Source organism: Pseudomonas sp. GW821-FHT11G12 (assembly GCF_058808055.1).
Genome location: NZ_JBXARH010000002.1, coordinates 492050 through 508829, shown reverse-complemented (window position 1 = coordinate 508829; position 16780 = coordinate 492050). Strand labels below are relative to the sequence as shown.

15 protein-coding genes are annotated in these 16780 nt (G+C 62.3%); 3 read left to right on the top strand and 12 right to left on the bottom strand.

Going from position 1 to position 16780, the window contains the following annotated elements:
* Nucleotides 1-94: 94 nt before the first annotated feature.
* The 7 genes from AC1RR7_RS10075 to AC1RR7_RS10045 form a co-directional block, all read right to left on the bottom strand.
* Nucleotides 95-655, bottom strand: coding sequence for a phosphonate degradation HD-domain oxygenase (locus AC1RR7_RS10075; RefSeq protein WP_493157276.1), 561 nt, complete (start codon nt 653-655; stop codon nt 95-97).
* Nucleotides 649-1818 carry a TIGR03364 family FAD-dependent oxidoreductase gene (locus AC1RR7_RS10070; protein WP_493157274.1) on the bottom strand — a complete coding sequence of 390 codons (1170 nt, stop codon included), beginning with the start codon at nt 1816-1818 and terminating at the stop codon, nt 649-651. The genes AC1RR7_RS10075 and AC1RR7_RS10070 overlap by 7 nt, the downstream gene beginning before the upstream one ends.
* 43 nt (nt 1819-1861) lie before the next feature.
* Entirely contained in the window at nt 1862-2887 is a 1026-nt protein-coding gene (locus AC1RR7_RS10065) for a putative 2-aminoethylphosphonate ABC transporter substrate-binding protein (protein ID WP_493157272.1), read from the bottom strand.
* 47 nt (nt 2888-2934) lie between these two features.
* Nucleotides 2935-4659: a putative 2-aminoethylphosphonate ABC transporter permease subunit gene (locus AC1RR7_RS10060; protein ID WP_114886147.1), complete on the bottom strand. Its 1725-nt coding sequence runs from the start codon at nt 4657-4659 to the stop codon at nt 2935-2937.
* Nucleotides 4659-5735 (bottom strand): putative 2-aminoethylphosphonate ABC transporter ATP-binding protein, encoded by a 1077-nt coding sequence (locus AC1RR7_RS10055; protein ID WP_096817513.1) that lies wholly within the window; start codon nt 5733-5735, stop codon nt 4659-4661. The genes AC1RR7_RS10060 and AC1RR7_RS10055 overlap by 1 nt, the downstream gene beginning before the upstream one ends.
* A 107-nt stretch (nt 5736-5842) precedes the next feature.
* A complete protein-coding gene (locus tag AC1RR7_RS10050) occupies nt 5843-6706 on the bottom strand; it encodes a LysR family transcriptional regulator (RefSeq protein WP_102619666.1) in 864 nt (287 codons plus the stop codon).
* 16 nt (nt 6707-6722) lie between these two features.
* On the bottom strand, nt 6723-8990 hold the full coding sequence (locus AC1RR7_RS10045) for a heavy metal translocating P-type ATPase (protein ID WP_493157270.1): 2268 nt from the start codon (nt 8988-8990) through the stop codon (nt 6723-6725).
* Nucleotides 8991-9074: 84 nt separating this feature from the next.
* Between AC1RR7_RS10045 and cadR the strand changes: the two genes are divergently transcribed.
* The gene (gene cadR, locus AC1RR7_RS10040; RefSeq protein WP_007953454.1) at nt 9075-9524 is read left to right on the top strand and encodes a Cd(II)/Pb(II)-responsive transcriptional regulator; all 450 of its coding nucleotides are present in this window, start codon (nt 9075-9077) and stop codon (nt 9522-9524) included.
* Between the two features lie 59 nt (nt 9525-9583).
* Here the strand turns inward: cadR and AC1RR7_RS10035 are convergent, their stop codons facing one another.
* The 3 genes from AC1RR7_RS10035 to AC1RR7_RS10025 form a co-directional block, all read right to left on the bottom strand.
* A complete protein-coding gene (locus AC1RR7_RS10035; RefSeq protein ID WP_493157267.1) occupies nt 9584-10555 on the bottom strand; it encodes a thymidylate synthase in 972 nt (323 codons plus the stop codon).
* A 50-nt stretch (nt 10556-10605) separates the two neighbouring features.
* Complete coding sequence (gene lgt, locus AC1RR7_RS10030; RefSeq protein ID WP_096817506.1) at nt 10606-11421, bottom strand: prolipoprotein diacylglyceryl transferase; 816 nt, start codon at nt 11419-11421, stop codon at nt 10606-10608.
* Nucleotides 11422-11503: 82 nt separating this feature from the next.
* Entirely contained in the window at nt 11504-12286 is a 783-nt protein-coding gene (locus tag AC1RR7_RS10025) for a sulfite exporter TauE/SafE family protein (protein ID WP_096817504.1), read from the bottom strand.
* A 129-nt stretch (nt 12287-12415) separates the two neighbouring features.
* Between AC1RR7_RS10025 and AC1RR7_RS10020 the strand changes: the two genes are divergently transcribed.
* Nucleotides 12416-13162, top strand: a complete 747-nt coding sequence (locus AC1RR7_RS10020; RefSeq protein ID WP_192559230.1) for an NRDE family protein — start codon at nt 12416-12418, stop codon at nt 13160-13162.
* A 31-nt stretch (nt 13163-13193) separates the two neighbouring features.
* Here the strand turns inward: AC1RR7_RS10020 and ptsP are convergent, their stop codons facing one another.
* Together ptsP and AC1RR7_RS10010 are read right to left on the bottom strand one after the other, a co-directional pair.
* Nucleotides 13194-15473: a phosphoenolpyruvate--protein phosphotransferase gene (gene ptsP / locus AC1RR7_RS10015; protein ID WP_096817498.1), complete on the bottom strand. Its 2280-nt coding sequence runs from the start codon at nt 15471-15473 to the stop codon at nt 13194-13196.
* A 22-nt stretch (nt 15474-15495) separates the two neighbouring features.
* The gene (locus AC1RR7_RS10010) at nt 15496-15975 is read right to left on the bottom strand and encodes an RNA pyrophosphohydrolase (RefSeq protein WP_003229203.1); all 480 of its coding nucleotides are present in this window, start codon (nt 15973-15975) and stop codon (nt 15496-15498) included.
* A gap of 143 nt (nt 15976-16118) precedes the next feature.
* On the opposite strand from AC1RR7_RS10010, the gene AC1RR7_RS10005 reads away from it, so the two are divergent.
* Nucleotides 16119-16775: a histidinol-phosphatase gene (locus AC1RR7_RS10005; RefSeq protein WP_096817495.1), complete on the top strand. Its 657-nt coding sequence runs from the start codon at nt 16119-16121 to the stop codon at nt 16773-16775.
* The last annotated feature ends 5 nt before the right edge of the window (nt 16776-16780 follow it).

Here is a 16780-nt window from a genome sequence, read left to right as displayed (position 1 = left end):
CATCGACCTGAGATATTTAAGTCGAACTCAGGTTTGAAAAGCATGAAGATCGGCTCCCTCTCCCTCCGGGAGAGGGCTGGGGTGAGGGCAGCAATCACCCGGTCGACAACAAAACTTCAGCCTTGCGCTTGAGAACAGACAGATCCATCACCGGCACGGCCATTTCCTTCGCCAGTTCATCCCACTGGCGCATCCGAAGACTCACAGCGCACAACGGATCCCGCTCGAACGCATCGGCTTCAGCCTCCGTCATCACCCCGCCCTGATATTCCAGAGTGCGTCGGCTGGCTTCGCTCAAGCGCTCGTAATAGCCGGTGTCCCTGAGCGTCAAATAGCGCTTGGCCTGGACGTGATATTCCACCAGACGCGCCATGCGTTCGCTGAATCCGGCCTCACGCAAATAATCGGCACCGAGGCGCTCGTGGCTGACGACGCCGTAACCGCCCATGTTCTCCGCACCTTCGGCACACAAATGACCGATGTCATGGAAGAACGCGGCAAGCACCACTTCATCGTCAAAACCTTCGGCGATGGCCAGTTGCGCAGCCTGGGACATGTGCTCGATCTGCGACACCGGTTCGCCGATATAGTCGCTGGCACCAAACCGCTCATAGAGCCCGAACACCCGGTCGATGACTTGCTCGTGACTCAACATCGGTTCTCTCCAAAAAGCTGTGCGACATTGCGCTCGGCCATGGCCGGGCCGACGCTCATGCCGACGCCGCTGTGCATCAGCGCCACACTCAGCCCCGGCGCCGGACGCAGGAACGAAAACGGCCCCGGTCCCCGGGAACCATAGACACCCTGCCAGCGCTCGAGCACTTGCACCTTGCAGCCGAGGGTCTGTTCGGCCAGTTCGAGCATCCAGTTGTCGACCTGCTCGGCGTTGAACGGCGACGGATCGCTGCCGTAGTGGTGCGAGTCGCCGATGATCAGTTCGCCATACGGCGTCGGGCTGATCAGCAGGTGAATGCCGTTTTCCTGCAGGTGCGGTTGCTCGCGCAGGATCTGCGCCTGCACCGCTGCGGCTTCCGGCAAGTCGGCGAAGGCGCCGTAGTGCACGCAGCTGAGGCCGGTGAGCAAGGCGTGTTGCAAGTTCAGGTCAATTTGCGGCCGGGCGCGGAGCATTTGCAGGCGGCAGATCTGTGGGTCGAGGGCGGCAATCGGCTCGGCCAGCAAGGTCTGATAATCGTGGCCGGAACAGACAATGATCTGCTCGGCGGTAAAAGTGCCGGCAGTGCTTTGCAGCCTCCCCGGCTCGACGTCGCGCACCAGCGTCGAGAAGTGGAACTCGACGTTGAGTTCGCGACGCAGGTAATCGATCAGCGCCGGAATCGCTTCCCGGGAATACAGTTGTTGATCGTCCATCCCGTGCAGCGCGGCGCGGTGATGGCTGAACTGGCCGCCATACAGATCTCGTAATGCGGCACCGCGCAACAGGTTGACGCGATAATCGTGCTCCACGGCGCGCCCGACGCAGAAGGCATCGAGCAAGTGCTCTTCGGCCTCGGTACGGGCGAACAGGTACGAGCCGTTGCGCTTGAGTTGCAGGCCGGCGAGCTGCGCCCACTGACCCCAGATCTCGCGGCTGGCCTTGGCCAGTTCGAGCATCGGGCCCGGTGGCTGACCGGTGACCAGTGCCTGGCCGAAGTTGCGAACCGACGCGCCGAGTGGCGTAGCGGTGCGCTCGAAAACCGTGACTTTGAGACCACGCCGGGCGGCGGCATAGGCGTGGGACAGGCCCAGGATGCCGGCGCCGACGATCAGCAAGTCTTTGTGTTGTGTCATTGAGAGGTGCTCTGAATAAGAGACCGCCATCGCTGACAAGCCAGCGATGGGGCCCTGTCAGTCGATGAAGATTTTACTTGGCGACCACTTTCTCGGACTTGCCGTCATAGCGCTTGCGCCATTCAGTCAGGATCTCGTCGCGGTTCTTCGAGGCCCAGGCAAAGTCGTTCTTGATCAGGCGCTGCTCGTAGTCGGCCGGCAGCTCGGTCTGTGGCTTGGCGATGCCCGGCTGGGCGAGGACGGCGAAGTTTTCCTTGTACAGATCCATCGCCGGGGCGCTGGCGGAGAAGTCAGCCAGTTTCTTCGCAGCCTCTTCGTGCGGCGTGCCTTTGATCACGGCAGTCGCTTCGATCTCCCAGCCCAGGCCTTCCTTCGGCAGGATGATGTCCAGCGGTGCACCCTGGCGTTTCAACTGTACGGCCGGGTATTCGAAGGAAATCCCGATCGGGAATTCGCCAGCGGCCGCCAGTTTGCAAGGCTTGGAACCGGAGTGAACGTATTGGCCGATGTTCTGGTGCAGACCGTCCATGTAAGCCCAGCCCTGCTTCTCGCCGTAGGTTTGCAGCCAGGCGCTGACGTCGAGGAAACCGGTGCCGGACGAGGCCGGGTTCGGCATCACGATCTTGCCTTTGTACTCAGGCTTGGTCAGGTCCTGCCAGCTCACCGGTTTGGTCAGGCCTTGTTTCTCGGCCTCGACAGTGTTGAAGCAAATGGTTGCGGCCCAGACGTCCATGCCGACCCAGGCTGGCGGGTTGGCGGCGTCGCGGTAGTTCGCGCCGATCTTGCCCAGATCCTTCGGCGCATAGCTTTGCAGCATGCCTTGCTGATCGAGGATCGCCAGGCTCGATGCTGCCAGGCCCCACACCGCGTCAGCCTGTGGACGCTCTTTTTCGGCCAGCAGTTTGGCGGTGATGATCCCGGTGGAATCGCGCACCCACTTGATCTCGACGTCCGGGTTGGCCTTTTCGAACGCTTCCTTATAGCTCTTAAGCTGTTCGGCTTCGAGGGCGGTGTACACCGTCAACTCGGTTTTTGCCGCGAAGGCATTCAGGCTGAAAGTAGCGAGCACAGCAGCGGCCAGGGCCATAGGCTTGAACATGATCGTTTTCCTGTAGGTGAGTTGAGGCGATAGGGATAAGTCGTGAATCAGTGACCGGGCGCCGTTTGCCGCCAGGCCTGGGAACGGCGCAGCAAGCCGCGCGAAGCCCACGCCAGCAGCAAGGACACGCCCGCCGAGGTGAACAGAATCAGGGTCGACATCGCTGCCGCGCCGCCGACGTTGCCGGCGTCATCCATGTTCAGCACCGCCACCGCCGCGAGGATGGTGTCGGGGCTGTAGAGGAAGATCGCCGCGGAAACAGTGGTCATCGCCGAGACGAACAGGTAGCGCACGATGTCCAGCAGCGCCGGCAGGCAGATCGGCACGGTGACCTTCAGGTAATGCCGGTACAGCGGCGCCTTGAGCGACAGCGCGGCGGCTTCGAACTCGGCGTCGAGCTGGCGCAGCGCAGTGGTGGCGGTCATCTGCGCAGTGGTCAAATAGTGAGCAATGGTGCAGACGATCAGCAGGGTCATGGTCCCGTACAGCACGTGCAGTGGGTTGCCGGTGAGGTTGAAGAAGAAGACGTAACCCAGCCCCAGCACCAGTCCCGGTACCGCCATCGGTACGAAACTGAGCATGCGCAGGGTCAAATTCAGTCCGCGCTGGCTGCGGGTCTTTTCCATCAGGTAAGCGCCGGTGAAGATCAGCACGCTGCCGATCAATGCCGTGCCCAGCGCCATTTTCAAACTGTTGCCGTAGGCCAGCCACCCACCGCCGGCGGTCTCGTTGAACTGATAGTGGTTGAGTGACAGCGACAGGTTGTACGGCCAGAACTTCACCAGCGACGAGAACACCGCCATGCCGAACACCAGCAGCAACGCCGCACTGATCAACAGGACGATGGCCAGATAACAGGCGTCGCGCTTCTTCGACGGCGCCGGTTTGAACACCTGGGCGCGGCCGCTCATGGAGTCGCCGTGACGCCGACGCAGCCAGGCATCGACGCCGAAGCTGAACAGCGCTGGCAGCAGCAGAACCATGCCGATCAACGCGCCGCGACCGAATTGCTGCTGGCCGACCACCGCTTTGTAGGCTTCCAGCGCCAGCACCTGATAGTCGCCACCGACCACCACCGGCACACCGAAATCAGTGATGGTCAGGGTGAACACCAGACAGAACGCGGCGAACACAGCCTGGCGAGTCGCCGGCCAGGTGATGCTGCGGAAGGCTTTCGCAGGACTGGCGCCCATGCTCGACGCGGCGTCGAACAGTCGTGCATCCGCCAGCGACAGGGCTGACAGCAAAATCATCAAGGCGTGTGGGAAGGTGTAGATCACCTCACCCAGAACAATCCCCCAGAAACCGTAGATGTTGTCCGACAGCAGCCCGCGCAACATGCCCTGATTGCCGAACAGGTACACCAGCGCAATCCCCGGCAGCATCGACGGCGCCATCAACGGCAGCAGCGAAATCCCGCGCCAGATGCCTTTGGCGGGAATCAGCGTGCGTTGCAAGGCGTAGGCAAACAGGTAGGCCAACGGTACGACGATCGCCGCGACGCTGAGGGAAACCTTCAGGCTGTTACCGAGCAACCAGTGAAAATTGTCGCTGGTCACCAGTTCCTTCGCCGCCAGCCAGCCACCACCCTGCCCGGCTTCGCTGCTGAAACCGCGCCAGAAGATCGCCAGCAATGGCAACAGCACCGCCACACCGAGCAGCACCAGCAGCAGGAGTTTGCCGCCGAGGACGAAGATCCGGTCGCCGACCTCGGCCCCGGACACCTGCCGCGCCTGCTTTTGCGGTAGCGGCAGTGCGAGGTTGCTGTTCATCAGGCAAACACCTGCAGGCTGCGTGGCGGCAAGGCGACCATGATTTGCTGGGCGCCGAGGCGCGGCATGGCTTCCGGTGCCAGTTCGGCGAGCAAGGCGTGGCCGGGCAATTGATCGAGCTCGAAGCTCATGCGGCAGCGGTTGCCGAGGAAAGTGATCTCGCGGACCTTGGCCGGGAACAGGTTTTCTTCGTGCACCAGCGGATTGACGTTGATCGCTTCCGGACGGCAGAACAGTCGGCCCGACGGACTATGGACGCTGCCGTCGGCCAGGCGCAGGTTCATCCCGCCGACCTTGGCGTGGCTGTCGCTGCTGCGCTGGAACGGCAGCCAGTTGCCCTGGCCGACGAACTCGGCCACGAATGGCGTGGCCGGGCGGTTGTAGATTTCCTGCGGGGTGGCGTACTGCTCGACCTTGCCGTTGTTCATCACGGCGATGCGGTCGGCCATCAGCATGGCTTCGTCCTGATTGTGGGTGACCATCAGGGTGGTGATGCCGAGGTTGCGTTGCAGCTGACGCAACTCGGTGCACAGATGCTCGCGGACGCGGGCGTCGAGGGCCGACATCGGTTCGTCGAGCAACAGCAGCGACGGCGCCGGTGCCAGAGCCCGGGCCAGTGCCACCCGTTGCTGTTGGCCGCCGGACAACTGGCCCGGGTACTTTTTCTCACTGCCGGTGAGGCCGACCAGTTCCAGCATCTGACCGACGCGACGGCGCACTTCATCACGGCCGCTGCCGGCGAGGCCGTAGGCAATGTTCGCTTCGACGGTCAGATTGGGGAACAGCGCGTAGGACTGGAACAGGATGCCGTAGTCCCGAGCCTGCGGCGCGAGGTGGGAAACATCGCGATCGCCGAGGTACAACTCGCCGCTGTCCTGCTTCTCCAGACCGGCGATGCAGCGCAACAGCGTGGTCTTGCCACAGCCCGACGGGCCGAGCAGGCACACCAGCTCACCGGCCGCGACATCGAGGGATACGTTATCCAGCGCGGTGAAGGCGCCGAAGCGCTTCTGCACGCCGCGCACTTTCATCGGGGCGCCGGGGTTGGTCAGGGCAGTTGCGATTGCAGGGTTCATGGACAGACCTCATCAAGCAGATGAGGCAAATCCTAGAGTTGTAATGCGTCGGTCATATGGCAGTAAGGCAAAATCGACCGATAGTGGTATTCAGGGATTTGGGTTGATCAGGCCGGGGACATTTCCTGCGCCAGCCCGAGAAACGCCGCCGGCAACCGGGCGTTCTTGCGTTCCTTGAGGCAGTAGAGGTATTCGGGGATCTGCGGCGCATTCTCCAGGGTCAGCACCCGCAACTGCGGATCATGCGGCACTTCCTGGCGGGCGATGATGCTGATGCCGATGTTGCGCAGCACCGCTTCGCGGATCGATTCACGGCTGCCGATCTCCAGCAACGGGCCGAAACTGACCCCGGCACCGGCCAGCAATTCTTCGGTCAGGCGACGGGTGGTCGAGCCTGGTTCACGCATCAACAGGGTATGCCCGGCCAGCGCACTCAGCGTCACATGGTCGTGCGCTGCCAGTGGATGATTGCGATGCACCGCCAGCACCAGCGGATCGCTTCCAAGCACCCGGCGGATCAGCCGCGCATCGTCGAGCAATTGCGACGATGCCGCGACATCCACCCGGTAATCCTCCAGCGCTTCGAGCACTTGCTGCGAGTTGCCGATTTCCACCGACACTTCCACCTGCGGCAGACGTTCGCGGAAGGTCTTCACCAGATCGAGGATGTAATACGGCGCGGTGGCGGCGATGCGCAGGGTGCCCTGAACCTGACCACTGTTGCGCAGGAAGAACTCGATATCGGCCTCCTGCTGCAACAGCGCCTTGACCATCGGCAACAGCCGCGCACCTTCATCACTGACACTCAGGCGCCGGCCGCCACGGTAGAACAGCTCCACCGAGTACTGGCTTTCCAGATTACGGATCTGGGTGGTCACGGTCGGTTGACTGAGGCCGAGCTTTTTCGCCGCCAGCGTGATGCTGCCCAGGCGGGCCACCATGTAAAACGCTTTCAGCTCGGCACTCAGCACAACCGCCCCTCTTCCTCTATTTGCGCAACAGGCGCAAACCGTTGAACACCACCAGCAGGCTCACGCCCATGTCAGCGAACACCGCCATCCACATGGTGGCGAGCCCGGCGAAGGTTACCCCAAGAAAGATAGCCTTGATCACCAATGCCAACGCAATGTTCTGTTTCAGGATGCTGGCCGTGTTGCGGGACAAGCTGATGAAGGCCGGAATCTTGCGCAGATCGTCGTCCATCAGGGCGACATCGGCGGTTTCAATCGCCGTATCGGTGCCAGCCGCCGCCATCGCAAAACCGATCTCCGCACGAGCCAGTGCCGGCGCATCGTTGATACCGTCGCCGACCATGCCGACCCGACGGCCCTGCGCGTAAAGGTCTTCGATGGCTTGCAGTTTGTCGGTGGGCAGCAAGTCGCCCTTGGCCTGATCGATCCCGACCTGCGCCGCAATGGCCTGCGCGGTGTGGACGTTGTCGCCGGTGAGCATCAGGGTTTTCACGCCCAGATCGTGCAGCTGGCGGATCGCCTCGCGGCTGGTTTCCTTGACCGTGTCGGCCACGGCAAACAATGCCAGCGGTCCGGAGCGGTCGAGCAGCAGCACCACGGACTTGCCCTGTTTTTCCAGCGCGAACAGTTTTTCTTCCAGTTGCGGCGAGCAAAGGCCCAGTTCTTCCACCAAGCGATGGTTGCCCAGGTGGTAGGCCTGACCGTTGACCTCACCTTTCACACCACGCCCGGCCAGCGCTTCGAAGTTATCCACAACCAGCGTCGCCAAACCTTTATCCACAGCGGCATTGGCGATAGCCAGCGACACCGGGTGATCGGAACGCCCAGCCAGCGCGGCGGCAATCGCCGGCGCCGTGGCGTCGGCGGTCGGATCGAGGGACAGGTAGTCGGTCTGCACCGGCTTGCCGTGGGTGATGGTGCCGGTCTTGTCGAGGGCCAGATAGTCGAGTTTGAAACCGCCCTCCAGGTACACGCCGCCTTTGACCAGAATGCCTTTGCGCGCCGCTGCGGCGAGGCCACTGACGATGGTCACCGGGGTGGAAATCACCAGTGCGCACGGGCACGCGACGACCAGCAGCACCAGCGCGCGGTAGATCCAGTCGAACCACACGGCGCCCATGAACAGCGGCGGGATGATCGCAACGGCCAGGGCCAGGACGAAGACCACCGGGGTGTAGATTTTCGAGAACTGATCGACAAAGCGCTGGGTGGGCGCCCGCGCGCCTTGCGCCTGTTCCACGGCGTGGATGATTCGCGCCAGGGTGGAATTGTTCGCCGCTGCCGTCACCGCATACTCCAGCGAACCGGCCTGGTTGATGGTGCCGGCGAACACTTTGTCGCCGACGGTTTTTTCCACGGGCAGGCTTTCGCCGGTGATCGGCGCCTGATCGATAGTCGAACTGCCGCTCACGACTTCACCGTCCAGTGCGATGCGCTCGCCCGGTTTCACTCGCACACGAGCACCAAGTTCGATGCTTTTCACATCCAGTTCGACCCAGTTGCCGTCAGCCTGCAACACCGTCGCCTGCTCCGGGGTCATCTGCATCAAACCGCTGATGGCGTTGCGCGCGCGGTCCAGCGAGCGCGCTTCGATCAGCTCGGCCACGGTGAACAGGAACATCACCATCGCCGCTTCCGGCCATTGGCCGATCAACACGGCGCCGGTCACGGCGATGCTCATCAGGGCATTGATGTTGAGGTTGCGGTTCTTCAGGGCGATCCAGCCCTTCTTGTAGGTGGTGAGGCCGCCGCTGAGGATCGAGATCAGCGCGATGATCGCCACCACCCAGGTCGGTGCGGCGCTGGTGAAGTGGATCACTTCGGCAGCGAGCGCACCGACGCCGGACAGCGCCAGCGGCCACCAGTGTTTTTTCACCGGGGCGGCGGCCGGGGCATCAACGCCCGCCTCGAACGGCTCGGCCTGCATGCCGAGGGATTTAATCGCATCGATGATCGGCGCGGTGTCCGGCAGATTGTGGGTCACGCCGAGCACGCGGTTGATCAGGTTGAATTCCAGCTGCTGGATCCCGGCAAGTTTGCCGAGCTTGTTCTGGATCAGCGTCTGCTCGGTCGGGCAGTCCATCGCCTCGATGCGGAAACTGCTCAGCCGGGCGTCGGCGCTTTTCGCCTCGCTCAGTTGTACCAGCGCTGGCGCAGCGGCTTTCGATGAACAGCAGGAATCGCCGCCGTGGGAATGCTTATGCACAGGCTGCAATTTATGACTGTGATCGTGCCCGTCGCCCGGTTTGTGGGTGTGAGGGTGGGTGTGCTGGGAATCGCTCATTGGTCGCGTCCATGAAGGTGCCTGTTGCCAAGTAAAGACCCTGTAGCCACTATAGGGTCAAGCACCCTTTTGGAGATCGCTGTCATGAAGATCGGAGAACTGGCGAAACAGACCGATTGCGCCGTGGAAACCATCCGCTACTACGAGCGCGAAAACCTGCTGCCGGAGCCGGCCCGCAGTGACGGCAACTACCGCGTCTACACCCAGGCCCACGCCGAGCGCCTGACGTTCATCCGCAACTGCCGCACCCTCGACATGACCCTCGAAGAAATCCGCAGCCTGCTCGCCTTGCGCGACAGCCCGCAGGATCAGTGCGAAAGCGTGAATGCGCTGATCGACGAGCACATCCAGCACGTCAAGGCGCGAATCGATGGGTTACTGGCATTGCAGACGCAACTGCTCGACCTGCGCCAGCGCTGTGGCGAAGGGCCGGAAGCGGATCAGTGCGGGATTTTGCAGCGGCTGGAGGTGAGTGGCGGGGTTGTGGCGGCGGAGGTTGAGCATTCGCATGTGGGCCGCAGTCACGGCCATTAAGAACGCCAGAAACGACTGAGGGAGCCATTCGGCTCCCTCAGTGTTTGACCACCCGGTTTTCAGACCGCCATCGGCGCGGTCATCGGCGCATGATGCTCGTAGCCTTCCAGCGAGAAGTCGCTAGGCTCCACCAGCTCCAGCCATTCCGGCTGATAAACACCTGTCTTGGAAAACTCCGGCACGCGATCCGAAATCTTCAGCTTCGGCATGGCGAACGGCTCGCGCTTGAGCTGCTCGTTGAGCATGTCCAGATGGTTTTCGTAGACGTGGGCGTCACCGATGAAATAGGTGAACCAGCGCGGCGTATAACCGGTCAGGCGACCGATCAGGCTCAGCAGTGCAGCGCCTTCGGTGAGGTTGAACGGCGTGCCCAGACCCAGGTCGTTGGAGCGGATGTAGAGGGTCAGAGAGATCTCTTTGGTCTCGACATTCGGGTGGAACTGATACAGCAGATGGCACGGCGGCAAGGCCATTTCATCGAGCTGGGCGCAGTTCCAGCCGTGGAACAGGATGCGGCGGCTGCCCGGATCCTTGATGATCGTGTCGACGCACTGGCGCACCTGATCGATGGCTTTGTACAGCACCACGTAGGCCTGGCCGTCTTCTTCGCCCTGGGCAATCTGCTTGTAGCCGTTGCTCAGGGTTTGTTCGATGGCGGCGGTGTTGCTCAGCGGGATCTGCTTGTACGCCGGCCATTTGCGCCATTGCACGCCGTAGATTTCGCCGAGGTCGTCTTCGCCCTGGCGGAACGGGTTGGCCACCCACTGGACGTTTTCGTTGGCGTTCTGATCCCAGACCTTGCAGCCCAGCGCACGGAATTCCGCAGCATTGTTCACGCCACGCAGAAAGCCGCACATCTCGCCGATGGCCGATTTGAAGGCCATCTTGCGGGTGGTGATCGCCGGAAAACCTTCCTGCAGATCGAAGCGCAGCATCGCGCCCGGAAAGCTGATGGTGTTCACGCCGGTACGGTTGGCCTGTTTGGTGCCGTTGTTGATGACGTGCGACACCAGATCGAGATATTGCTTCATGAGTTACCTGTGTCCTTGAGCCCCGGCCAACCGCGCCGGGGTTCGAATATTTAAGCCGTCGGTGCAACCGGTGCCGCCGGGGCACGACGGTAGGCCAGCCAGATCAGGAACAGCCCGCCGATGATCATCGGTACACACAGTACCTGACCCATGGTCAGCCAGTTCCAGGCGAGGTAGCCCAGTTGCGCGTCCGGCACGCGGACGAATTCGACGATGAAACGGAAGATGCCATAGAACAGCGCGAACATGCCCGAGACCGCCATGGTTGGGCGCGGCTTGCGCGAGAACAGCCAGAGGATCAGGAACAGCGCGACGCCTTCGAGCGCGAACTGGTACAGCTGCGAAGGGTGACGCGGCAGTTGCGCCGGGTCGCTGAACGGCGGGAACACCATGGCCCACGGCACGTCGGTGGCCTTGCCCCACAGCTCGGCGTTGATGAAGTTGCCGATGCGTCCGGCACCCAGGCCGATCGGCACCATCGGCGCGACGAAGTCCATCAGCTGGAAGAACGACTTGCCGTTACGCTTGCCGAACCACAACGCCGCCAGCATCACGCCGATGAAGCCGCCGTGGAACGACATGCCACCCTTCCACACTTCGAAAATCAGCGTCGGGTTGGCGATGTAGGCGCTCAGATCGTAGAACAGTACATAGCCCAGTCGCCCGCCGACAATCACGCCCATCGACAGCCAGAACACCAGATCGGAGAGTTTCTCCTTGGTCCAGGTCGGGTCGAAACGGTTGAGCCGGCGCGACGCCAGCAGCCACGCACCGCCAATGCCGACCAGATACATCAGGCCGTACCAATGGATTTTCAGCGGACCGATGGCCAGGGCCACCGGGTCGATCTGCGGGTAAGGCAGCATTGCGACTCCTCGTTAGAGTTCAAATCTTCAAAATTCCCGGGCGACGCTGCCACCTCAGGATTAAGCCAGGATTGTGGCCTGCTCAGAACAAAAAGCTCAGCCCCACGCAGAACAGCAAAGCGGCGAACAGCCGTTTCAGCAACTTCGGCGACAACTTGTGCGCCAGCCGCGCGCCGAGACGGGCGAACACCATGCTGGTCAGCGCAATGCCCAGCAGCGCCGGCAGATACACAAACCCGAGACTATGGGCCGGCAGCAACGGATCATGCCAGCCCAGAATCATGAAACTTATTGCACTTGCCACGGCGATCGGCAGGCCACAGGCCGACGATGTCGCCACGGCCTGCTGCATCGGCACGCTGCGCCAGGTCAGGAACGGCACCGTCAGCGAGCCGCCGCCAATCCCGAAAATCGCCGACGCCCAGCCGATCACACTGCCGGCCATGGTCAGACCGAGTTTGCCTGGCACCGTTCGGCTGGCCTTGGGTTTGACGTCCAGCGCCAACTGCGCCGCGATCACCAAGGCGAATACACCGATGATTTTCTGCAGATTGGGCCCGGAGATCGCTTCGGCCGTCAGCGCGCCGAAACCGGCGCCGAGCAGAATCCCGACGGTCATCCACTTGAAGATCGGCCAGCGCACCGCACCACGTCGATGATGTTCACGCACGGCGTTGACCGAGGTGAAGATGATCGTCGCCAGCGACGTGCCGACGGCCAGGTGGGTCAGGATCGACGGATCGAAGCCCTGCAAGGTGAAACTGAACACCAGCACCGGAACGATGATGATCCCGCCGCCAACCCCGAACAGCCCGGCCAGCACGCCTGCACAGGCACCCAGCGCCAGATAGAGCAGAAATTCCATGCTGCCTCCAAGGCGCATCCCCAAAACCGGAGCGGCATGGTAACGGATGCATGGCCTTCGGCTCCACTGGCGATGGATGCACGGACGATGTCTGCGTAGAGTGGGCAGAAAACACACAAGGACCACCTTATGTGCCTGATCGTTTTCGCCTGGCGGCCGGGGCATGCCCAGCCGCTGATCGTCGCGGCCAACCGTGACGAGTTCTACGCCCGGCCCAGCCTGCCGCTGGCCCAGTGGCCGGAAGCGCCGCACGTCCATGCCGGACGGGATCTGGAGGCCGGAGGCACCTGGCTCGGCCTCGGCGCCAATGGACGTTTTGCCGCACTGACCAACATCCGTGATCCGCATCAGCCACCGGCCCGGCGCTCCCGGGGCGAGTTGGTGGCGGGGTTTCTGACCGGAAACCTGTCGATCGATGACTATTTGTCCGACGTTGTCGCCCGTTCGCCGGAGTATGCCGGGTTCAATCTGCTGCTGGGCAATGCTCATGAGCTGTGGCATTTCAACGCCCGGTCTTCGGAACCGGTGATGTTGCAGCCGGGCCTCTACGGGCTTTCAAACGCCGGGCTGGATACGCCGTGGCCGAAACTGCTCAAGGCCAAGGCTGCATTGAATGCGGTGCTGGATGATCCACAACCCGAGCAGTTGCTCGCGCTGCTGGGCGATGCTCAGACCGCGCCGTTTGCCGAACTGCCGGACACCGGCGTGGGCCTGGCGACCGAGTCGTTGCTGTCGAGTGTGTTTATTGCCAGCCAGAGCTATGGAACCCGAGCGAGTACGGCGCTGATTGTGCAGGCCGACGGGACGCGGCGGATGGTGGAGCGCAGTTTCGGGCCGTATGGCGGGCACTTGGGGGAAGTGGAAATCAACCTCTGAAGATCGCAGCCCGAAGGCTGCGATCCTGTGCTCAGAGAGGTTTGGCCGCCGCTGGACTGACCATCTTCGCCAATCCGAGGTTCTTCAGCGCCAACTGCAGCGAGCTGTGGATAACTTGCGGGTTGTCGATGGTCATCAATTCCGCCAGCAGATCCCTGGCCTTGCTCAGGTTGATCTGACGCAGCATCCACTTCACCTTCGGCAGGTTGGTGGCGTTCATCGACAGGCTGTCGAAACCCATCGCCATCAACAGCACCGCGGCCGCCGGGTCACCGGCCATCTCGCCGCAGATGCTCACCGGCTTGCCTTCGGCATGGGCGTCGCGCACCACGGTTTGCAGGGCTTGCAGCACCGCCGGGTGCAGGTAGTCGTAGAGATCGGCCACCCGTGGGTTGTTGCGGTCCACGGCCAGCAGGTACTGGGTCAGGTCGTTGGAGCCGACCGACAGGAAGTCCACCATCCGCGCCAGTTCCTTGGTCTGGTAGACCGCCGCAGGAATTTCAATCATCACGCCCACCGGCGGCATCGGCACGTCGGTGCCTTCGTCGCGCACTTCGCCCCAGGCACGGTGAATCAGGTGCAGCGCCTCTTCGAGCTCGTGGATGCCGGAGATCATCGGCAGCAGGATCCGCAGGTTGTTCAGGCCTTCGCTGGCCTTGAGCATCGCGCGGGTCTGCACCAGGAAGATTTCCGGGTGGTCGAGGGTGACGCGGATCCCGCGCCAGCCGAGGAACGGGTTGTCTTCCTTGATCGGGAAGTACGACAGCGACTTGTCGCCGCCGATGTCCAGGCTGCGCATGGTCACCGGTTGCGGGTGGAACGCGGCGAGCTGCTCGCGGTAGATCGCCAGTTGTTCCTTCTCGCTCGGGAAACGCTGGTTGATCATGAACGGCACTTCGGTGCGGTACAGACCGACGCCTTCGGCGCCACGTTTCTGCGCCCGCGCCACGTCCGCCAGCAGGCCGGTGTTGACCCACAGCGGCATGCGGTGGCCATCGAGGGTCACGCATGGCAGGTCGCGCAGGGTATCGAGGCCCAGCGCCAGTTGCTTCTCTTCTTCCACCACGTCGGCGAATTGCTTGCGCAACACTTCGCTGGGGTTGGTGTAGACATCGCCCTTGGTGCCATCGACGATCATGTCGATGCCGTCAACCTTGGCATACGGCAGGTCGACCAGACCCATGACCGTCGGGATGCCCATGGCCCGGGCCAGGATCGCGACGTGGGAGTTGCCCGAACCGAGTACCGAGACCAGACCGACCAGCGTGCCTTCCGGCACCTCGCCGAGCATTGCCGGCGTCAGTTCTTCGCTGACCAGAATGGTTTTTTCCGGGTAGACCAGGTTCTGCTGACGCTCCTCCTGCAAGTAGGCGAGCAGACGACGGCCCAGGTCCTTGACGTCCGACGCCCGCTCACGCAGGTATTCATCGTCCATCAATTCGAAACGGTTGACGTGATCGGTGACCACCTGACGCAACGCGCCCTGGGCCCACTGGCCGGTCTTGATCACGGTGGTGATTTCGCTGCCCAGCGAGGCATCGTCGAGCATCATCAGGTAGACGTCGAACAGCGCGCGCTCTTCTGGACGCAGCTGGGTCGCCAGTTTGGCCGACAAGGCACGCATGTCGGCGCGCACGCCTTCGATGGCGGTCTTGAACAGCTCCAGCTCGGCATCGATGTCGTCGATGTGCTTGTCCGGCACCACGTCCAGATCCGCCGGCGGCAACATGACCACCGCCGTACCGACCGCTGCGCCAGGCGAACCCGGCACGCCGACGAACTTGGCTTCCTGGATGCCCTTGCCCTGACGGCCCAGACCACGGATCGACCCGGTGGCCTCGGCGTGAGCGATTACGCCAGCGAGCTGCGCGCTCATGGTCACGAGGAAGGCTTCTTCACCTTCATCGAACTGGCGGCGTTCTTTCTGCTGGATGACCAACACGCCGACGACGCGGCGGTGGTGAATGATCGGCGCCCCGAGGAACGAGGCGTAGCGCTCCTCGCCGGTTTCGGCGAAGTAGCGGTAGCGCGGGTGATCCGCGGCGTTTTCGAGGTTCAGGGGTTCTTCACGCGTGCCGACCAGGCCGACCAGACCTTCGTTGGGTGCCATGCTGACCTTGCCGATCGAGCGCTTGTTCAAGCCCTCGGTGGCCATCAGGACGAAGCGGTTGGTCTCGGGATCAAGCAGGTAGACCGAGCAGACCTGGCTGCCCATGGCCTCTTTGACGCGCAATACAATAATCCCCAACGCCGCCTTGAGATCCTTGGCGGAGTTAACTTCCTGGACGATCTTGCGCAGCGTATTGAGCATGGCTCGGGGTCGAACTCCGTCGTCAGTCGCGCGCTAAAAGGCGCGGGGCAAGCTCTTTGAGAGCGCGGCGATACACCTCGCGCTTGAATGTCACCACCTGGCCCAACGGATACCAATAGCTGACCCAGCGCCAGCCATCGAACTCCGGTTTACCGGTCAAATCCATCCGCACCCGCTGCTCGTTGGAGATCAGGCGCAGGAGAAACCACTTCTGTTTCTGGCCGATGCACAGCGGTTGGCTGTGGGTTCGCACCAGACGTTGCGGCAAACGATAGCGCAACCAGCCCCGGGTACAGGCGAGAATTTCAACATCCTCGCGTTCCAGGCCCACTTCTTCGTTCAACTCGCGGTACAAGGCGTCTTCCGGCGTCTCCTCGGGATTGATCCCTCCTTGCGGAAACTGCCAGGCATCTTGATTGATACGGCGAGCCCATAGCACCTGTCCGGCGTCATTCGTCAGAATGATCCCGACATTAGGACGGAAACCATCGGGGTCGATCACGGCAACAACCTCGCAAACGCATGTCGCCGCATTGTTCCACAAAGATTGTGAAGGCAGCAATGAAGCTTCCTACCTTATGTGCACTCTTGTGAAAAGACCGTATTCTTGTGGCCTTTTTACTGACTTTTCAGCGGGTAACTGCAATGCGCCTGGCTTTATTCGATTTGGACAACACCCTTCTGGGCGGCGACAGCGATCACGCCTGGGGCGATTATCTGTGTGAACGCGGCTTCCTCGACCCGATCGCTTACAAGGCACGCAACGACGAGTTCTATCAGGACTACCTGGCGGGCAAACTGGATAACGCCGCGTACCTGAACTTCTGCCTGGAAATTCTCGGCCGCACCGACATGGCCGTGCTCGAGCAATGGCACAGCGACTTCATGCGCGACTGCATCGAGCCGCTGATGTTGCCAAAAGCGGTCGAGCTGCTGAAAAAGCACCGCGACGCCGGCGACAAACTGGTGATCATCACCGCCACCAACCGCTTCGTCACCGCACCGATTGCCGAGCGCCTGGGCGTTGAAACCCTGATCGCCACCGAGTGCGAGATGCAGGACGGTCGCTACACCGGTCGCAGCACCGACGTGCCGTGCTTCCGTGAAGGCAAGGTGACGCGCCTGAACCGCTGGCTGGAAGAGACCGGGCATTCGCTGCAAGACAGCTATTTCTACAGCGACTCGATGAACGACTTGCCGCTGCTGGAGCAGGTGGTGAACCCGGTCGCTGTTGATCCGGACCCGAATCTGCGGGCCGAAGCCGAGAAACGCGGCTGGTCGGTCATCTCGCTGCGCGATTGATCTCG